At 29.6% G+C, this 19,901-nt stretch carries 15 protein-coding genes; 10 read left to right on the top strand and 5 right to left on the bottom strand.

Annotated elements, in window-relative coordinates:
* On the top strand, nucleotides 1-1,914 hold the full coding sequence (gene dnaK / locus VOI34_RS03305) for a molecular chaperone DnaK (RefSeq protein WP_331828434.1): 1,914 nt from the start codon (nucleotides 1-3) through the stop codon (nucleotides 1,912-1,914).
* Between the two features lie 123 nt (nucleotides 1,915-2,037).
* On the top strand, nucleotides 2,038-3,180 hold the full coding sequence (gene dnaJ / locus VOI34_RS03300; RefSeq protein WP_331828433.1) for a molecular chaperone DnaJ: 1,143 nt from the start codon (nucleotides 2,038-2,040) through the stop codon (nucleotides 3,178-3,180).
* 60 nt (nucleotides 3,181-3,240) lie between these two features.
* Here the strand turns inward: dnaJ and rpsT are convergent, their stop codons facing one another.
* Complete coding sequence (gene rpsT / locus VOI34_RS03295; RefSeq protein ID WP_331828432.1) at nucleotides 3,241-3,519, bottom strand: 30S ribosomal protein S20; 279 nt, start codon at nucleotides 3,517-3,519, stop codon at nucleotides 3,241-3,243.
* Nucleotides 3,520-3,746: 227 nt separating this feature from the next.
* Between rpsT and ribF the strand changes: the two genes are divergently transcribed.
* From ribF to folA, 8 genes are all read left to right on the top strand, one after another.
* Nucleotides 3,747-4,706: a bifunctional riboflavin kinase/FAD synthetase gene (gene ribF / locus VOI34_RS03290; protein ID WP_331828431.1), complete on the top strand. Its 960-nt coding sequence runs from the start codon at nucleotides 3,747-3,749 to the stop codon at nucleotides 4,704-4,706.
* Nucleotides 4,707-4,713: 7 nt separating this feature from the next.
* Nucleotides 4,714-7,542, top strand: a complete 2,829-nt coding sequence (gene ileS / locus VOI34_RS03285) for an isoleucine--tRNA ligase (protein ID WP_331828430.1) — start codon at nucleotides 4,714-4,716, stop codon at nucleotides 7,540-7,542.
* Nucleotides 7,542-8,024 carry a signal peptidase II gene (gene lspA / locus VOI34_RS03280; protein WP_331828429.1) on the top strand — a complete coding sequence of 161 codons (483 nt, stop codon included), beginning with the start codon at nucleotides 7,542-7,544 and terminating at the stop codon, nucleotides 8,022-8,024. The genes ileS and lspA overlap by 1 nt, the downstream gene beginning before the upstream one ends.
* Before the next feature lie 100 nt (nucleotides 8,025-8,124).
* Nucleotides 8,125-9,060 carry a 4-hydroxy-3-methylbut-2-enyl diphosphate reductase gene (gene ispH / locus VOI34_RS03275; protein WP_331828743.1) on the top strand — a complete coding sequence of 312 codons (936 nt, stop codon included), beginning with the start codon at nucleotides 8,125-8,127 and terminating at the stop codon, nucleotides 9,058-9,060.
* A 266-nt stretch (nucleotides 9,061-9,326) separates the two neighbouring features.
* Nucleotides 9,327-10,181 carry a 4-hydroxy-tetrahydrodipicolinate reductase gene (gene dapB / locus VOI34_RS03270; RefSeq protein ID WP_331828428.1) on the top strand — a complete coding sequence of 285 codons (855 nt, stop codon included), beginning with the start codon at nucleotides 9,327-9,329 and terminating at the stop codon, nucleotides 10,179-10,181.
* A 233-nt stretch (nucleotides 10,182-10,414) separates the two neighbouring features.
* A complete protein-coding gene (gene carA, locus VOI34_RS03265; RefSeq protein ID WP_331828742.1) occupies nucleotides 10,415-11,557 on the top strand; it encodes a glutamine-hydrolyzing carbamoyl-phosphate synthase small subunit in 1,143 nt (380 codons plus the stop codon).
* 22 nt (nucleotides 11,558-11,579) lie between these two features.
* Nucleotides 11,580-14,810 (top strand): carbamoyl-phosphate synthase large subunit, encoded by a 3,231-nt coding sequence (carB, locus tag VOI34_RS03260; RefSeq protein ID WP_331828426.1) that lies wholly within the window; start codon nucleotides 11,580-11,582, stop codon nucleotides 14,808-14,810.
* A gap of 129 nt (nucleotides 14,811-14,939) precedes the next feature.
* Nucleotides 14,940-15,437, top strand: coding sequence for a type 3 dihydrofolate reductase (gene folA / locus VOI34_RS03255; protein WP_331828425.1), 498 nt, complete (start codon nucleotides 14,940-14,942; stop codon nucleotides 15,435-15,437).
* A gap of 186 nt (nucleotides 15,438-15,623) precedes the next feature.
* Here folA and VOI34_RS03250 read toward each other — a convergent pair whose 3' ends face one another.
* From VOI34_RS03250 to VOI34_RS03235, 4 genes are all read right to left on the bottom strand, one after another.
* Nucleotides 15,624-16,448: a symmetrical bis(5'-nucleosyl)-tetraphosphatase gene (locus VOI34_RS03250; protein ID WP_331828424.1), complete on the bottom strand. Its 825-nt coding sequence runs from the start codon at nucleotides 16,446-16,448 to the stop codon at nucleotides 15,624-15,626.
* Nucleotides 16,449-16,791: 343 nt separating this feature from the next.
* Nucleotides 16,792-17,598, bottom strand: a complete 807-nt coding sequence (gene rsmA, locus VOI34_RS03245; protein WP_331828423.1) for a 16S rRNA (adenine(1518)-N(6)/adenine(1519)-N(6))-dimethyltransferase RsmA — start codon at nucleotides 17,596-17,598, stop codon at nucleotides 16,792-16,794.
* On the bottom strand, nucleotides 17,576-18,604 hold the full coding sequence (pdxA, locus tag VOI34_RS03240; RefSeq protein WP_331828422.1) for a 4-hydroxythreonine-4-phosphate dehydrogenase PdxA: 1,029 nt from the start codon (nucleotides 18,602-18,604) through the stop codon (nucleotides 17,576-17,578). Before pdxA ends, rsmA begins: the two co-directional genes overlap by 23 nt.
* Nucleotides 18,605-19,888, bottom strand: coding sequence for a SurA N-terminal domain-containing protein (locus VOI34_RS03235; protein WP_331828421.1), 1,284 nt, complete (start codon nucleotides 19,886-19,888; stop codon nucleotides 18,605-18,607).
* Between the last annotated feature and the right edge of the window lie 13 nt (nucleotides 19,889-19,901).

Below are 19,901 nucleotides of genomic sequence, written 5' to 3'. Positions count from 1 at the left end.
ATGGGAAAAATTATTGGTATAGACTTAGGCACGACCAATTCTTGTGTTGCAATTATTGAAGGAAATAAGCCTCGTGTATTAGAAAATAGCGAAGGCGATCGTACAACTCCTTCTATTATTGCTTATACACAAGATAGTGAGATTTTAGTTGGTCAGCCGGCCAAACGTCAGTCTGTTACTAATCCTAAGAATACTTTGTTTGCTATTAAGCGACTGATTGGTCGTAGATTTCAAGATAAAGAAGTTCAGCGTGATGTTAATATCATGCCGTATAAAATAATTTCTGCTGATAACGGAGATGCTTGGTTAGATGTTAAAGGGCAAAAAATGGCTCCTCCTCAAGTTTCCGCTGAAATTTTGAAAAAGATGAAAAAAACCGCAGAAGATTATCTTGGAGAGCAAATCTCAGAGGCGGTGATTACGGTCCCAGCTTATTTTAATGATGCTCAACGCCAAGCTACTAAAGATGCCGGGCGTATTGCTGGTTTGGAGGTTAAACGTATCATCAACGAACCAACTGCTGCAGCATTAGCTTATGGTTTAGATAAAGAAACTAGGGGTAATCGTACTATTGCTGTGTATGATTTAGGTGGAGGAACTTTTGATATTTCGATTATTGAAATTGATGATGTTGATGGAGAAAAAACTTTTGAAGTATTGTCTACTAATGGAGATACTCATTTAGGCGGCGAAGATTTTGATAGCCTTTTAATAAATCATTTAGTAGATGAATTTAAAAAAGATCAGCATATTAATTTATATAACGACCCTTTAGCAATGCAGCGATTAAAAGAAGCGGCAGAAAAAGCAAAAATAGAATTATCTACTTCACATCAAACTGATGTAAATTTACCATATATTACAGCAGATAATACTGGTCCGAAGCATATGAATTTTAGAGTAACACGTGCTAAATTAGAATCTCTTGTGGAGGATTTAGTGAATCGTACTATGGAGCCGCTTAAAGTGGCGCTAAAAGATGCTAATTTATCTATTACTAAAATAAATGATGTTATTTTAGTAGGCGGACAGACTCGTATGCCTCTTGTGCAGAAAAAGGTTTCTGAATTTTTTCAAAAGGAACCGCGTAGAGATGTTAACCCTGATGAAGCAGTTGCTATCGGAGCAGCAGTACAAGGAGGAGTATTATCAGGAGACGTGAAAGATGTGTTGTTGTTGGACGTAACACCATTATCTTTAGGGATTGAAACTATGGGAGGAGTCATGACCTCATTAATCTCCAAAAATACTACTATCCCTACTAAGCACAGTCAAATTTTTTCTACAGCTGAAGACAATCAATCTGCTGTTACTATTCATGTATTACAAGGCGAAAGAAAAAGAGCAAGTGACAATAAATCATTGGGACAATTTAACTTAGATGGAATAACGCCGGCAATGCGTGGTACACCTCAGATTGAAGTAACTTTTGATATTGATGCTGATGGTATTTTGCATGTATCTGCTAAAGATAAAAATAGTGGGCGTGAACAAAAGATAACTATCAAAGCTTCTTCTGGTTTAAATGAAGAAGAAATTAAGAAAATGGTTAAAGAAGCAGAAGTTAATGCTGAATCAGATCGTAAATTTGAAGAATTAGTACAGATTCGTAATCAGGCTGATCATTTATTGCATAGTACAAAAAAACAGTTAAAAGAAGTAAGTGACAATATCTCATCGGATGATAAATCTTCTATAGAAGACGCATTAAGAGAATTGGAATCAGTCATAAAAAATGAAGATAAAAGTGAAATTGAATCTAAAATTCAATCTTTAATCAAAGTTTCTGGAAAATTATTAGAAGCAAGTCAAAAACATCAAGAACAATCTAAATCTCAAACTTCTAATAGTACCGCTGATCCAACTGGAGAAGTGGTGGATGCAGAATTTGAAGAAATAAAAAATAAAAAATAATTTTTTAAAAAATTAAATTTAGAACAGGAGAAAATAATATTAAAGTTATAACTTAAAAATATTATGAAAATAAATATGTTAAATACCTAATGAATAGGTATATTGAGGGATATAAAGAAAACCATGGCTAAATCAGACTATTATGAGATTTTGGGCGTTTCCAAAAATGCGGATGAGCGTGAAATCAAAAAGTCCTATAAACGCCTGGCAATGAAATTTCATCCAGATCGTAATCCAGGAAATACTGCAGCTGAAACAAAGTTTAAAGAAATTAAAGAAGCATACGAAATATTAAGTAATGTAGAAAAACGTGCCGCTTATGATCAGTATGGTCATACAGCGTTTGAGCAAGGAAATATGGGGTCAGCGGCTAATTCAGGAAGGACATCATCAGCAGATTTTAGCGATATTTTTGGTGATGTGTTTGGAGATATATTTGGAGGAAATAGGAGAAATCGTTCAGGTAGAGGATCAGATTTACGGTATAATATAGAATTAAATTTAGAAGATGCAGTACGTGGAGTTATTAAAGAAATCTGTATCCCAACTTTATCAAGCTGTGAGAAATGTCATGGAAGTGGAGCACGATCTAATGCATCAATAGTCACCTGCATGACGTGTCATGGTCAAGGACAAATTCAAATACGCCAAGGATTTTTTTCTGTGCAACAATCATGTCCTGCATGCCATGGACATGGGAAAATTATTAAAGAAGTTTGTAATAGATGTCATGGAAATGGACGGGTAGAGCGATCTAAAACTCTTTCTGTTAAGATTCCTGCAGGTGTAAATACAGGAGATCGTATACGCTTGTCAGGTGAAGGTGAATCTGGAATGAATGGCGCTCCTGCAGGGGATTTATATGTTCAAGTACAAGTTAGAAAACATCCAATTTTTGATAGAGAAGAAAAAAATCTTTATTGTGAAGTGCCAATTAGTTTTTCTATGGCAGCTTTAGGAGGTGAAATTGAGGTACCCACTTTAGATGGTAGAGTTAAATTAAAAATTCCTCCTGAAACACAAACTGGAAAGTTGTTTCGCATGAGAGGAAAGGGTGTGAGATCAGTACGTAGTAGCGGCGGCAGTAATGGCGATTTATTATGTAGGGTGGTAGTAGAAACTCCCGTTAGATTAAGCAGTACCCAAAAACAACTGCTGCAAGATTTGTCAGATAGTTTTGAAGGACCTAATGGTAATAGAAATAGTCCTAGATCTAAAAGTTTTTTTGATGGCGTAAAAAAATTTTTTGATGATCTTACTCGTTAATCTGATTAAAACGGAGTTATCGTTATTTTTTAGAGATAATGTTTTTGATTTTTTATCTTATTATTCCAATGAAGAATGAGTCATTGATTCAATACGCGTATATGTCCTAGATTTATGTCTAGCAGCTTTATTCTTATGAATTAAACCTTTGCAAGCCTGACGATCTACTATTTTTTGCATAGAAACAAATGATGTCATTGCGGATTTTTTATCTTTAGCTGCAATTGCTATATGCACTTTTTTAATAAAAGTGCGCAGCATTGATCGACGACTTATATTATGCCTACGTTGATTTTTTGATTTTATAAGATTTTTTTTAGCTGATTTAGTATTAGCCAATATGTTACTCCTAAGAATTAAAATATAACAATATAATATAGAATATATTATATTGTTATATTTTATATTACAATTATTATTTATGATTTAAATATAATTGCTTTATGATTATAGTATACGTTTTACTTCTTGATTCTATCTTAAAATTAAATTATTTTTTATTATTTTTAATTAATTAAATTATAGAATAGTATAAATATTTTCTAATAATTTATTTAAATTTTGATATGGAATTTATTAGAGGATTACACAATATAAAATCTCATCATAAAGGCTGTATACTTACTATTGGCAATTTTGATGGATTTCATCGTGGACATCAAGCATTAATTTCAAAATTACAAGAAGAAAGGAATCATTTAAAATTACCTGTTATGGTTATGATTTTTGAACCACAACCCAGAGAATATCTATCTAATATAATAGCAATACGATTAACTAGGTTGAGAGATAAAATTAATTATTTATATACTGCAGGTGTAGATGTTATTCTATGTATTACCTTTAATAAAAAATTTGCTTCAATAGAAGCATATAATTTCGTTAAGAATATATTAATCTATAAACTAGGAGTGCAATTTGTTTATATTGGGGATGATTTTAGGTTTGGAGCCTTTAGGAAAGGAGATTTTTTTTTATTGAAAAAAATAAGTAAAAATGAAGGTTTTAAAGTAATACGCACTGCTGCTTATCTTGATTCAAATGGAAAAAGAATAAGTAGTACTGCAATACGTGAGGCTTTAACAGAAAATAGAATTTTAGATGCTGAATTATTACTGGGACATTCTTATTGTATTTCTGGTAGAGTAATACATGGAAATAGCTTAGGCCGTAAACTTGGGTTTCCTACAGCTAATATATCATTACAGGGTAAAAGATTACCTATACGTGGCGTATATGCAGTAAAAGTATATGGTATTTCTAATCTACCATTACCAGGTATAGCTAATATAGGAATACGTCCTACAATCACTGGTAAAAACCAACAACAATTAGAAGTGCATTTGCTAAATATATCTACAAATATATATACTTATCACATTAAAGTAGTTTTTTTAGCTAAAATACGTGATGAACAATATTTCACTTCTATGGAAACATTACAACATCAAATTAAAAACGATATAATAAATGTACGTAGTTATTTTAACAAAATAATATCAACAAAATTTATAAAAATGGAATGATTTATAAATGATGAACTATAAAAATACTTTAAATTTACCGCATACATTGTTTCCGATGCGTGCTAATTTAACTATATGTGAACCTGCTATATTAGAACGTTGGTATAAAGATAATTTATATGAAGCTATTCGTCTTAAAAAAAATAAAAAAAAGCTGTTTTTATTACATGATGGCCCACCTTATGTCAATGGTAATATTCACTTAGGACATGCAGTCAATAAGGTTCTTAAAGATATTATTATTAAATATAAAGGTTTCATGGGATATAACGCTCCTTATATCCCAGGTTGGGATTGCCATGGATTGCCTATTGAACTGCAAGTAGAACGATCGATAGGACAACCGAGAATTAACATTAGTCCAAATGAATTCCGTAATATTTGTCGTAATTATGTTTTAGATCAAATAGAAATACAAAAAAAAGATTTCATGAGGTTAGGTGTTTTAGGAGACTGGGCTCAACCTTATTTAACAATGAATTTTAAGACTGAAGCAAACATTATTCGTACTTTGAGTAAAGTGATATCTTATGGTTATTTTTATAAAGGTATTAAACCAATACATTGGTGTTTTCAATGTCATTCTGTATTAGCTGAATCAGAGGTAGAATATAATAATCATTTATCTTCTGCTATTGATGTTGCTTTTTCTGCAGCAGATAGTATTCGTGTTTCTGAAATATTTAATATTAATTTGTATAAAAGTACTATTGAATTAGTTATTTGGACTACTACTCCTTGGACATTACCTGCTAATCAAGCTATTTCTGTACATCCTGATTATAGTTATCAATTAATTTTGATAAATGATAACAGATATATAATTATTGCAGCCAATTTGGTAGACATTGTAATGAAACGTATACAATGCTTATCTTGGAAGATTTTAGGAGAAACTTTAGGTAATTCTTTAGAATCATTAAGATTTCATCATCCATTTATGTCTTTTGATGTTCCTGTTGTGTTAAGTTGTCATGTAGCATTGGATACTGGAACAGGAGCGGTACATATAGCTCCAAATCATGGTATTGACGATTATATTATAGCTCAAAAATATAATTTAAAAAATATTAATAATATAATAAACGATAAAGGATATTATATATCTGATATACATCCTATGTTAGATGGAGTGCATATTTTTCAATCAAATAATATAATAATAAATTTACTGAGCCAGTTAGGTGCTTTATTACATGTAAATTGCAATTATGAACACAGTTATCCATATTGTTGGCGTCATGAAATTCCTGTTATATTTAAAACTACTTCACAGTGGTTCTTAAGTATAGATAAATATAACTTAAGAGATAAATTATTGAAAGCAGTACATGAAGTACACTGGATTCCGGAGAAGAGTAAATCTAGTATTGAAACAATGATTATTAATAGACCTGATTGGTGTCTTTCAAGGCAGCGTGTTTGGGGCGTGCCAATACCTTTATTTATTCATAAACAAACAGATGTTTTACATCCACGTACATTTGAATTAATGGAAATAGTTGCGCAACGTGTAGAAAAATGTGGGATACAAGCATGGTGGGATTTAAAAGCTGAAGATATTATAAAAAAAGAAGCGGATCAATATGAAAAAGTATTAGATACACTTGATGTTTGGTTTGATTCTGGTTCTACTTGTGATTCAGTAATACCAGAAAGATTCAAATATCATAAACATGTACCAGATTTATATTTAGAAGGTTCAGATCAATATCGGGGTTGGTTTATGTCATCTTTAATTATATCAACTGTAATTAAAGGTAAAGCGCCTTATAGGGAGGTATTAAGTCATGGATTCACTGTAGATGCTCAAGGACGTAAAATGTCTAAATCTCTTGGAAATGTTATTAGTCCACAGAAAATAATAAAAAATTTTGGAGCAGATATTTTGCGGTTATGGATAGCTTCTTCTGATTATTCTAAAGATATGACAATTTCCAGTGCTATTTTAAAACATACAACTGATATATATCGGCGTATTCGTAATACTGCTCGATTTTGTTTAGCTAATATCAGTGATTTTAACCCAGAACAAGATTGTGTTCATCCAGAAAATATGATTGCAATAGATTGTTGGGCAATAGATTGTGCTTTGTCTGTACAATTAGGAGTAATATCAGATTATAAAAAATATAATTTTCATAATGTAATACGGCGAATTATGCAGTTTTGTTCAGTAGAAATGGGTTCGTTTTATTTAGATATTATTAAAGATCGACAGTATACTACAAAAAAAAATAGCACAGCACGTCGTAGTTGCCAAACTGCATTATATCATATTATCGAATCTATGGTACGTTGGATAGCTCCAATTTTATCTTTTACTGCTGATGAAATTTGGAAGTATATTCCAGGAAATCGTTCAGAATATGTGTTTACTGAAGAATGGTATGATGGATTATTCAGTATAAATTCGACACAAGTTATGAGTAGTAATCATTGGAGTACTTTTTTAAATGTTCGAAACGAAGTAAATAAAACAATTGAACAAGCACGTCTTAATGGAATTATTGGAGGATCCTTAGATGCTAGTATAATTTTATATGCTATTCCAGAGTTAGCAAATAAATTACGTATATTAGATAATGAACTGTCTTTTGGATTAATAACATCCTCGGCTATAGTTTTAGATTATTATGATAAATTTAATACAACTACACACAAACAAGAAGGAATACCAGGATTGCAGATTTTTTTAGAAAAAGCTAAAGGAAAGAAGTGTTTGCGTTGTTGGCATTATAGATTAGATGTTGATCAATATAAGAATTATTCAAATATTTGTGCACGTTGTATTTCTAATATGGTTGGTCCAGGAGAAAATCGTAGGTTTTTTTAATGCAGCATAAAAAGTATAATTATAAAAATTTAAAATGGTTATGGTTATCTATATTATTAATGTTATTAGATATGGAAACTAAATATTGGATAAAGACTCATTTTTTGATCGGAGAGGTATCATCAGTACTACCTGGCATTAATTTTTATTATATTCATAATTCAGGATTAGCTTTTGGGATATTTGCTGATGTTAATTTATATTATCATTGGGTATTCATATGGATAACAATATTAATCATCATAGCATTTATTATAACTTTGTATAAAATGATGAAGTATTCTAAGTGTTATAGTATATCTTGTTCTATGATTATTGGAGGAGCTTTAGGGAATCTATTAGATCGAGTGTTATATGGAACAGTAGTTGATTTTATTGATGTGTATATTAAAAGTTGGCATTGGCCAACTTTTAATATCGCAGATATGGTAATTTGTATGGGAACTATTATTTTAATAGTAAAACACTATTATGATTTTTAAAAAATTTTAATTTAGGATATGCGTATATGTTTATAAAAACTATATCGTAATTATAATACAATATTATTGTATTTGTATATATACAAATAAGGGGATAGATATTAAAGTTGTATTAGCTAATCCGCGTGGATTCTGTGCAGGAGTAAATCGAGCGATTAGTATTGTGGAAAAAGCTATTCAGGCATATGGTACTCCGATTTATGTAAAACATGAGTTAGTGCATAATAGTTATGTAGTTAACAAATTATCTAAGAAAGGTATTATTTTTATTGAACAAATAAATGAGGTGCCTAATGGATCAATTTTAATTTTTTCTGCTCATGGAGTATCAAAAAAGATACGGGAAGAAGCGAAAATTAAAAAATTAGTAATACTTGATGCTACTTGTCCATTAGTTACTAAAGTACATATGGAGGTTTCACGCGCTAATCGTAATGATATGGAAGTTATTTTAATAGGTCACGCTGGTCATCCAGAAGTAGAAGGAACGATGGGACAATATATTCCTAAAAATTCTGGGAGAAAAATATATTTAGTTCAATCTCGATCAGATGCTTTGTTACTTCAGGTGAATTATCCAAATAATTTGTTTCTTGTAACGCAAACAACTTTGTCAATAGATGATACTGCAGAAATTGTTACGATTTTACATAAAAGATTTCCTAATATCCTAAGTCCTAGAAAAAATGATATTTGTTATGCCACATTTAACAGGCAGAACGCTCTTAAAAATTTAGCTTTAACAGTAGAGATAATATTTGTTGTAGGATCAAGGATGTCGTCTAATTCTATGAGATTAATTGAATTAGCACATCGTATTGGAAAAATTGCATATTTAATTAGTCATGCTAATGATATTCAAAGAGATTGGTTACATGGGATAAATAATGTTGGCATTACTGCTGGAGCGTCAGCTCCAGATGTTTTAGTACATCAAGTCCTAAATAAGTTACGTATATTAAGTAAAGATCATCTTGTTGTTGAAGAAATGATTGGACAAGAAGAGACTATGTTTTTTAACACACCTAAAATTTAGTATGTTTAAACAACAGTGTATCTATTAATTTAGTATAATAATAATAATAAAACTATAAGTTTTAAGTAAAATAAGACAGCATAGAAATTATATAACAATGGTATATGTTATGTATTATATTTTATTAAAGAAAACACATAATTAATTACTAAAATTTATTGAAAACAAATATATATATATATATTTGTTTTCATATAAAATATGAAAACAAATTACGATTATACGTTTTTCTATATAATAAGTACTATTATAGGGTATATGAAATTATGAATGATGCACTTCTTCGTATTGCCGTTACGGGAGTAACCGGACGTATGGGCAAAAGAATAATACAATGTATTATTGTTGAGGGAGGAAAAAAAATTAGTCGAGAAATTATTTTAGGGGCTGCTATAGCACGTTCAAATTCCAGTGTTTGTGGTATGGATGTTGGGAAGTTAATGAAAACTGATACTTTAGGTATAACAGTTACTGATGATCTCGAATTAGTTAAAGATGACTTTGATGTTTTAGTAGATTTTACTGCTCCTAGTATATCTATGGAATATTTAAAATTTTGTGCCAATAATAATAAAAATATAGTTATTGGTACGACTGGGTTTAATCAAGCTCATAAGCGTTTTATTATAAATGCATCTCAAAAAATAGGAATTGTTTTTTCTTCTAATTTTAGTATAGGTATAGCATTAATATCAAGATTATTACATAAGATTACGCATATTATGGGCAATAATTCAGATATCAGTATTGTTGAAGCGCATCACAATAAAAAACGTGATATTCCATCTGGAACTGCTTTAATGATGCAAAATACTATTGTAAATGCATTGAGATCTGTCCGATCTAACAAAGTTATGGATTGTGATGTTGATTATACAACATATTCATCATCAACATCTTCTGATCGTGATGTTTTAATTCATTCGATACGTGCTGGGAACATTATTGGAGAACATACTGTTTTATTTATAGGACCAGAAGAACGTTTAGAAATAACACATAAGGCGTCAGATCGTATAATCTTTGCTAGCGGGGCGTTACATTCTGCTATCTGGTTGGGACGTGATAAAATAGGATTATTTGATATAGGAGATACTTTAGAAATAAATACATTATTATAATCACTTAAGTAGATAGAGATACTAATAGTATAGTTATACATTTTAATTAATGTTAAAACATTTTGGAAATTAATAATAAAATAAAACATGTGTAAATAAGATTTACACATGTTTTATTTTATTATACTATAATATTAATTATAATTTAATATTTGACTCATCAATTTCCTTTAATAAATTAAATATAAATTATATATTTAATGATTAATTTACCTGAGAAATATAGAGGTATTTTGATGAAACCGGCTTTATTAGTATTAGCAGATGGCAATCAATTTTATGGATACGCAATAGGAGCTGAAGGCGAAACAGTAGGAGAGGTAATATTTAACACATCAATGACTGGGTATCAAGAAATAATTACTGATCCTTCTTATGCGTATCAAATAGTAATTTTAACTTATCCTCATATTGGGAATGTTGGAACCAATGAACTTGATAATGAATCTTCTTGTATTCAGGTCAGAGGACTTATTATTCATAATTTAGCAATTACTGTTAGTAATTTTCGTCATACGTTAACTCTTTCAGATTATTTAATACAACAAAATGTTGTTGGTATCGCTGGAGTAGATACTCGTAAATTAACTCGATTAATACGAGAAAAAGGAATGCAACATGGCTGCATTACTGCTCGTGATGTTCCTAATGCTACTTTAGCATTACGTAGAGCTCGTGAATTTACTGGATTACATGGACTTAATCTTGCTCATAAAGTAAGTACTTCTCAACAATATATATGGAATCAAGGCACTTGGAATATCAAATCTGGAGTATTCGTTACTCCATTAAGTTTACCTTATCGTGTTGTAGTATATGATTTTGGTATTAAACGAAACATCATGCGTATATTAGTAGACTATGGTTGTTTATTAACTGTAGTCCCGGCACATACTACAGCGCGTGAAATAATTGATATGAAACCAGATGGAATTTTTTTAGCTAATGGGCCTGGAGATCCAAATGCATATGGATATGCGATTAATTCCATTCAAATTTTTTTAAATACCACTAAAATACCGTTATTTGGAATTTGTTTAGGTCATCAATTATTAGCACTAGCTAATGGAGCAAAAATAATAAAAATGAAATTTGGTCATCATGGATCTAATCATCCAGTCAAAGATATAGAAACAAATAAAGTTATAATAACCGCTCAAAACCATAATTTTGTGGTAGATAAAAAAACTTTGCCTGATACTTTAAGAATAACACATATTTCATTATTTGATGGAACATTACAAGGTATTCACCATATTAATAAACCTGCTTTTAGTTTTCAAGGTCATCCAGAAGCTAGTCCTGGGCCTCACGATGCTACATCATCATTATTCAGTCATTTTATTGAATTAATTAAAAATTATCGTAATCAATAAAATATGTTTGGAGAGTACAAACATGCCAAAAAGAACCGATATACAAAGTATTTTGCTATTGGGAGCTGGGCCAATTATTATCGGGCAGGCCTGTGAATTTGATTATTCTGGAGCGCAGGCTTGTAAAGCATTACGTGAAGAAGGATATCGTCTTATTTTAGTAAACTCTAATCCTGCTACAATTATGACAGATCCTGATATGGCTGATGCAACTTATATTGAGGCAATTCAATGGGAGATAATATCTAAAATTATTGAAAAAGAACGTCCAGATGCACTACTCCCAACTATGGGCGGACAAACTGCTTTAAATTGCACTTTAGATTTAGAACGTCACGGAATTTTAAGAAAATTTAATATCATAACTATTGGAGCAACAATAGATTCAATTTATAAAGCAGAAGATCGCCAAAAATTTCAAAAATCTATGAAAAAAATTGGTTTAGATATAGCCCGATCTGAAACTGTGCACGACATAAATGAAGCTATGGTAACTTTAGAAAAAATTGGACTGCCTTGTATTATTCGTCCTTCTTTTACTTTAGGAGGAAACGGAGGCGGTGTTGCTTATACTAAAGAAGAATTTAAAAAGCTTTGCAGATATGGATTAAATTTATCTCCTAATCATGAACTTTTAATTGATGAATCTTTAATTGGTTGGAAAGAATATGAAATGGAAGTAATTCGTGATATTAAAGACAATTGTATAATTGTATGTTCTATAGAAAACGTTGATCCTATGGGTATCCATACTGGTGATTCTATTACTGTGGCGCCAGCTCAAACTTTAACTGATAAGGAATATCAGGTTATGAGAAATGCTTCAATAATGGTATTACGTGAAATTGGAGTAGAGACTGGTGGTGCTAACGTACAATTTGCAGTAAATCCAAATAATGGAAGACTTGTTGTTGTTGAAATGAATCCGAGAGTATCACGGTCATCAGCATTAGCTTCAAAAGCAACTGGATTTCCTATAGCTAAAATAGCTACTAAACTAGCAGTAGGATATACTCTAGATGAATTGTCGAATGATATTACAAATGGTAAGATTCCTGCATCTTTTGAGCCATCTATTGATTATGTAGTAACTAAAATTCCTCGTTTTGATTTTGAAAAATTTCCAGGACGGCGCAATAATAGATTGACAACTCAAATGAAATCAGTAGGTGAAGTGATGGCGATTGGCCGTAGTCAACAAGAATCTTTACAAAAAGCAATACGTGGACTAGAAATAGGAGTAACAGGATTAGATTCCAAAATTAATTTAGATCATCCTAAAATATTTAATACTATTAAATATGAATTAAAAAATGCTAGCAGTAACAGAATATGGTATATTGCTGATGCTTTTCGGTATGGAATGTCTTTAGAACAAATTTTTCATTTAACTAATATCGATCGTTGGTTTTTGGCTCAAATTGAAGAATTAATACAATTAGAAAATGATGTAATATCTGCAGGTATATCATACCTTAATAGAAATCGATTATATTTTTTTAAAAAGAAAGGATTTTCTGATGCAAGATTAGGGAAATTAACAGGTGTATCAGAGAATAAGATTCGCGCATTAAGATTTATGTATAATATACATCCTGCGTATAAGCATGTCGATGCTTGTGCGGCAGAATTTTCTACTGATACTTCTTATATGTATTCTACTTATGATGGTGAGTGTGAATTCCAATCTAATCAAAATAATAAAACTGTCATGATATTAGGAGGAGGACCTAATCGAATTGGGCAAGGTATTGAATTTGATTACTGCTGTGTGCATGCAGCACTAACATTGCGTGAAAACGGATATAACGTAATCATGGTAAATTGTAATCCCGAGACTGTTTCTACTGACTATGATATATCAGATATGCTTTATTTTGAACCAATTACTTTAGAGGATATTTTAGAGATTACACGTATTACTAAACCAATGGGTGTAATTGTTCAATATGGAGGACAAACTCCATTAAAATTAGCTAAAGCAATGGAAGCAGCTGGAATATCTATTATAGGTACTAGTCCAGATGCAATTGACCAAGCAGAAAATAGAGAACGATTTCAACGTTCAATAAAGTGTTTAGGATTACAACAACCTAACAATGTTACTGTTACATCATTAGAATCAGCTTTAAAAAACGCCAAAATTATAGGGTATCCTATGGTAGTTAGGCCTTCTTATGTTTTAGGAGGTAGAGCTATGGAAATAGTATATAATAAAAAAGAATTATTATGCTATTTTAAAAATGCTGTTAAAGTATCTAATAATGCTCCAGTTTTATTAGATCATTTTTTAGAAAATGCAATTGAGGTAGATGTAGATGCTATTTGTGATGGACAGCAGGTGTTTATTGGAGGAATTATGGAACACATTGAATACGCAGGAGTACATTCTGGGGATTCAGCATGTTCTTTACCGGCTTATACATTAAACAAATGTATCCAAGATAAGATAAGGTGTCAAGTAAAAAAATTAGCATTCAAATTTAATGTAAAAGGTTTAGTTAATATACAGTTTGCGATACAAAAAAATGAAATTTATATAATTGAGATTAATCCAAGAGCGTCACGTACAGTTCCGTTTGTATCTAAAGCTACTGGTATAGCGTTAGCAAAAATTGGGACTAGAGTAATGATTGGACAATCTTTATTTGATCAAGGTATTATAAATGAGGTGATTCCTCCTTATTTCTCAGTGAAAGAAGTGGTGTTGCCATTTAATAAATTTATTGACATAAATCCAAAATTAGGACCAGAAATGAGATCTACAGGGGAAGTGATGGGTATCGGACGTACTTTTGAAGAAGCATTTGCTAAAGCAACGGTAAGTAGTCAATCTTATATTAAAAAACATGGTAATATATTATTATCATTATCTAAAAGAGATACAAGTAAAGCAATAGATTTAGTTGCTAAATTTATTCAAAATGGTTTTATATTAGATGTTTCATATGAAACGGCAAAGATGTTAGAAAGCGTTGGAATTGTTTCTCAAATGATTAGGCCAGTGCATATAGCTAATACATATATTCATAAAAAAATTAAGAATGGCGAATATAGTTATGTTGTAGATACTACTTCAACAGATAGAGTTAGCGGTAATAATGCTACATTGCTATGTCGTATTGCGCTGCAACATAATATTCATTACGGTACTACAATAAATGGAAGTTTTGCTGCAGCAATATCATCAACTGTTGATACTACAGAACACGTTATATCAATTCAAGATATGCATTCTAAAATAGAACATTAATTATAATTAATAATATATAATAATAGATGTAATTATAATGTATACTTCCTAATAAAGTTTTTGCTGATGTAATTAGATATTCTTTAAAAATATTTTGTTTAATTTAATACATATTACAATCTTTTATATATGATCATTAGCTTAATTGTTGCATTAACCACCAATCATGTAATTGGAAAAGGAAATGTTATTCCTTGGTATTTTCCTGTAGATATTAAGTGGTTTAAGTATCATACTTTTCATAAGCCAGTTATTATGGGACGTAAAACATTTGAGTCAATAGGTAAAAAACCGCTACTAAATAGATTGAATATTGTTTTAAGTCGTAATCCAACAAATAACTATAATGATGTTTTTATGGTAGATAATCCAGATTATGCTTTATCTTTAGTAAAAGATACATACGAAGTTATGGTAATTGGGGGAGGAACAATATACAATATTTTTTTACCTTATGCTCAACGTTTATATTTAACATATATCAATAATATTATTGATATCGATGGTGATTCTTGGTTTCCTGATTATGATATAAAAGAATGGAAATCTATTTTTAATAGTTTTTACAAAGTAAATGATAGATTTTTTAATTACTTAAATTTTAAAATCCTAGAACGTCTTGAATAAGACCATTATAGCTAATTTTAAAAGTATTCTATGATGCCGATAGCGATAGAATTAATTATATTTTGGATCAATAAGCTATATTTTCTTAAAAATATCGATGGATTAAATATAATTGTTAATTTATTTCAGTTTATATGAAATATTTATATAGAATCGTCAAGATTTTAATTCTTATTTTTGAGCGTTTTATGCAGGTGGAGTACAAGGTATACAGATAGTTTCTTTATTTTCCCATCGCAACAAAGTAAGTGCACCTCCCCAACAACATCCAGAATCTAAACCATAAATACCAGAAGGAACTTGTATGCTTTTTAATGCTGACCAATGTCCGAAAATTATGTTATATGTAGGATCTATTAATTTCTTCAAAGAAAACCATGGATAAATATTTTTTGGAGCATTTTTGGGTGCACCTTTATATTTAAAATCTAATTTTCCGTTTAAATAAACATAACGCATTCGGGTAAATACATTAATGTGTTCTTGTATCTGTGCCAATTTTTTTTTATTTATCTGAATCTTATGTAAATCAGATATATCTTTATATATATTTTTAAAAATCAAATAAGGATTATCGCTGACTAGAATTTTTTCTATTTCTTGGGCATATTTTTTAGCAGCGCGAATATCCCAATTAGGACTAATTCCCGCATGTGTCATTATTATTTTTTTATTTTCATCTATGAAAAGCATAGGTTGATGGCGTAGCCAATACATTAATTCTTCTAAGTCCGGAGCATTTAATATTGCATTGAAGTAATCTTTATGATTTTTATTATCCATTCCAAAATATGTTTTTAACAAATGCAACTCATGATTACCTAATACTAGGCGAGCACTTGAGCGGAAATTGTGGATTAAACGTAATACCTCTAATGAACTAGGCCCCCTTGCTATTAAATCTCCAGTTAAATGTAAAGTATCAATATTAGGATCAAAGCATATACGATCCAGCATAGTTTTCAAATTTTTATAACATCCATGTACATCTCCAATAAAATAAGTAGACATTTTTGATTATAAATTTTATTATTAAATAATCGGTAACTTATAATATATTATTATAAGTTTTATATTTTATATTTAGATAAAAATCTTTCATTTAAAAAATATTTAATTTACAAGATAAATTTATTTACAAAATAATAAGCTTCTTTTTTTATTAAAGAAGCTATCAATTATAAAATGACTATTTTTATATAAACTATCCAGTTATTGAAATCTTTTAACAAAAGATTTCAATAACTAAAATATAACCAACACAAAAAGAATTATATCACTTAATTATCTAAAATACAAACATGAATGATTGTATTTTAGATATATATAATAAAAACATCATTTTAAATTAAGTTTATTTGTTATTTAATATAGCTGTCAGTGCACAATATTGATTAATGGTAATATTTTCTGCTCGTAATGTTGGATTTATTCCTTGTTGTATTATTTCTGTTTGGTTAAAAAATGTAGATAAGCTGTTGCGCAGAGTTTTACGTCTTTGTCTAAATGCTAATTTAGTAAGTAAAGATAGTTTTTTTACGTCGATTATGGGGTAAGGAGCATTCGTGTGTGGAATGAAGCGCATCATTAAAGATTCTACTTTTGGGATAGGAACAAAAGAAGTTGCTGGTATTTTAAATAATGGAATAATTTTGTAGTGATACTGTGTTATTATGCTTAGTCTTCCGTATTCTTTGTTATTAGGGCCTGCACAAATTCGTCTGCCTACTTCTTTTTGAAACATAAAATGCATATCATCAATTACATTAACATACCTGAATAAATATATGATTAATTCTGTAGCTATATTATAAGGTAAATTTCCTATTAACCGTAGTTTTTGTCCGACTTGGTTGGATAAATCAAAATAATTTATTGTCATTGCATCTTGATTAAAAATTTTAATTTTTTTATTAAATGTTTGAATTAATCGATTAACTAAATTAGAATCGCGTTCTATTAATATCAAGAAATCAATATCTATAGCGTTTAAAATTTGTTTGGTTAATGCGCCTAATCCAGGTCCAATTTCTACTATTTTTTGATATTTTTTAGGATTAATAGATTTAATAATAGCATTAATAATGTTTTGATCGCTAAGGAAGATTTGACCCCATTTTTTTTGTATAAAATGATTTTTATAATAGTAAATTTTTTTCATGAAGTTTATTTGCCATACTAATTGCAACTGTGATAGCCATCATCATACTATTAGGTAACGCTAACCCTGTGCCAGATAATTCGAGAGCAGTTCCATGATCCACAGAAGTTCTAATAAAAGGTAATCCAAAGGTAATATTTACTGATTGACCAAACCCAGAATACTTCAATATAGGTAATCCTTGATCATGATACATAGCTAATATTACGTCTGCATGTTGTATGTATTTTGATTGAAATATTGTGTCAGCTGACAAAGGTCCTATTATTTCATAATTGGTATTTTTTTTTAAAATATTTAGAGCAGGTATAATAGTTTCAATTTCTTCTTTTCCTATATACCCAGATTCTCCAGCATGAGGATTTAAACCACATACATAAATCCTAGGACATAGAATACCAAAGTATTGGTTTAACCCTTTAGCAAGAATAGAAATAGTATCACAAAGAGATTTTTGAGTAATTACTTTTGGAACAGATGATATAGGTATATGAGTAGTGACCAATGCAACACGTAGCTTAAGCTTGCTATTACTTAACATCATGACAGTTTTATTGCATTTGTTCATGTGAGATAAAAATTCAGTATGTCCACGAAATGCTATATTTCCTTTATTAAGGATAGCTTTATGCACGGGTCCAGTAATTAATGCTGAAAATTCTTTATTTAAACATCCTTGCGATGCTCTTTTTAAAGTATTAATAACATAATCGTTATTATCAACATCTAATTGACCAGGTACAGATTTTTTTGGAAGTAATATTTCTAATATAGATAACTCTCCGGGTATACAAGGAGACGCAGTTTTTTTATCATGATAAGAACGTAATTTTAAAGGCAAATTTATTTGACTTGCTCTATCTAACAGCAAACGAGGATCTGCGCATACAACTAATTCTACAGGCCATTTTTTTTGTGCGCTCATAATTATTACATCAGGACCGATCCCAGCGGGTTCTCCTGTAGTAATAACAATTCGTTGAAATTTTTTATTTGTTTTAATCATTTAATTAAGGATCTTAATATATGATGCAGATCGTAATTCTTGTATCCAATATTTCATAATTTCATTAAATTTTTTACTTAATAAATGTAAATAAGCACGTTCATGTATTATTGCAGTATAATCTAATACGGAAAAATCTATTAACTGAATTAAGTACCATCCATTATAAATATGCATTGGCATACTAATGTCATTATTTTTTAGAGTAATTAAAGCTTTTCGTATGGATGGTTCAAAGTCATCTAAATCCTTATATATTATATCTTCTTCATAATTATCAAAACATATATTTTTTAGTTTTTCTTTAGTAATTATATCAAACGTAGTATTGTTTTTTTCAACAAGTTCTTTAATCTGCAACAGTTGTTTTACTACGTTTATATTTTTACATGAATCTTTCACACCAAATATTTTTGCTTTAATTTTAGTAACAGGAAACATCAGTTGTTTATAACGTATATCTTTTACTTCTACAAGATGTATTCCATCATGAGATAAAATAGGACCAATAATATCGCCTTTTTCTATTGTTTGTAAATATTGATCAAAAATAATTGGTATATCCTGCCATGAAATCCATTCTGTTTCTTGTACTTTAATTATTTGCAGCATATCTTTAGTGGAATAAAGACGTATTAATTTTTTAATATTACTATTTTTATTAAATTCTTTTTCTTTAATTAACAATCTTGCAAAACATTCTATTGTGTTTATTTGGTTTTGAGTTGGTTGTATTGGTAATGAAAATGTGATATGTCTTAACTTAAATTGTTTATTAAAATCAATTATTTTTGATTGACTAACAACTTTATTTATTTCATTAGTAAGTATATTAGCACGATGATAAATAATACGATTACATATACTGATTTTAAGCATATCTTGATATTGTTGTGTACAATATTTTTCATAATTTAGACCAATATTATATAAGTATGTACGAAACTGGTTTAGTGTCATATCGTATAGATTTGCAATACGATAAATCGCCTGATTGAGCTGAGTATAATTATTTGTAATCTCTTGCTGAGTAGCGACCTGAAAAATGAGTTTATCTGTAATTAATTGGTCTAGTATTTGCTGATAATATATTACATATTGTAATTCATTGTTATCAATGTTAGAAATGCGTTCTTGAATCATATACATACTGTTTCGAACATCGCTATCTAATATAATATGATGATTTACTAAAGCTACAATTTTGTCTGTTGTTTTCATTTCTCCAAAAACAATGTTTGTATTTATTATAAATATTAAAATTAATGTTTTCCAAAATTTCATAAATAATTTAATA

Source organism: Candidatus Blochmannia sp. SNP (assembly GCF_036549215.1).
Classification (GTDB): Bacteria; Pseudomonadota; Gammaproteobacteria; order Enterobacterales; family Enterobacteriaceae; genus Blochmanniella.
The sequence above is the reverse complement of the archived record's forward strand: the minus strand, read 5'-3'. Positions and strand labels throughout refer to the sequence as shown.

Bases quoted from the DNA above. Each gene is read 5' to 3' on its own strand.
- ribF (WP_331828431.1), top strand. From the start codon at position 3,747: ATGGAATTTATTAGAGGATTACACAATATAAAATCTCATCATAAAGGC.
- pdxA (WP_331828422.1), bottom strand. From the start codon at position 18,604: ATGATTAAAACAAATAAAAAATTTCAACGAATTGTTATTACTACAGGA.
- lspA (WP_331828429.1), top strand. From the start codon at position 7,542: ATGCAGCATAAAAAGTATAATTATAAAAATTTAAAATGGTTATGGTTA.
- dnaJ (WP_331828433.1), top strand. From the start codon at position 2,038: ATGGCTAAATCAGACTATTATGAGATTTTGGGCGTTTCCAAAAATGCG.
- VOI34_RS03235 (WP_331828421.1), bottom strand. From the start codon at position 19,888: ATGAAATTTTGGAAAACATTAATTTTAATATTTATAATAAATACAAAC.
- VOI34_RS03250 (WP_331828424.1), bottom strand. From the start codon at position 16,448: ATGTCTACTTATTTTATTGGAGATGTACATGGATGTTATAAAAATTTG.
- dapB (WP_331828428.1), top strand. From the start codon at position 9,327: ATGAATGATGCACTTCTTCGTATTGCCGTTACGGGAGTAACCGGACGT.
- folA (WP_331828425.1), top strand. From the start codon at position 14,940: ATGATCATTAGCTTAATTGTTGCATTAACCACCAATCATGTAATTGGA.
- carB (WP_331828426.1), top strand. From the start codon at position 11,580: ATGCCAAAAAGAACCGATATACAAAGTATTTTGCTATTGGGAGCTGGG.
- rsmA (WP_331828423.1), bottom strand. From the start codon at position 17,598: ATGAAAAAAATTTACTATTATAAAAATCATTTTATACAAAAAAAATGG.
- ileS (WP_331828430.1), top strand. From the start codon at position 4,714: ATGATGAACTATAAAAATACTTTAAATTTACCGCATACATTGTTTCCG.
- dnaK (WP_331828434.1), top strand. From the start codon at position 1: ATGGGAAAAATTATTGGTATAGACTTAGGCACGACCAATTCTTGTGTT.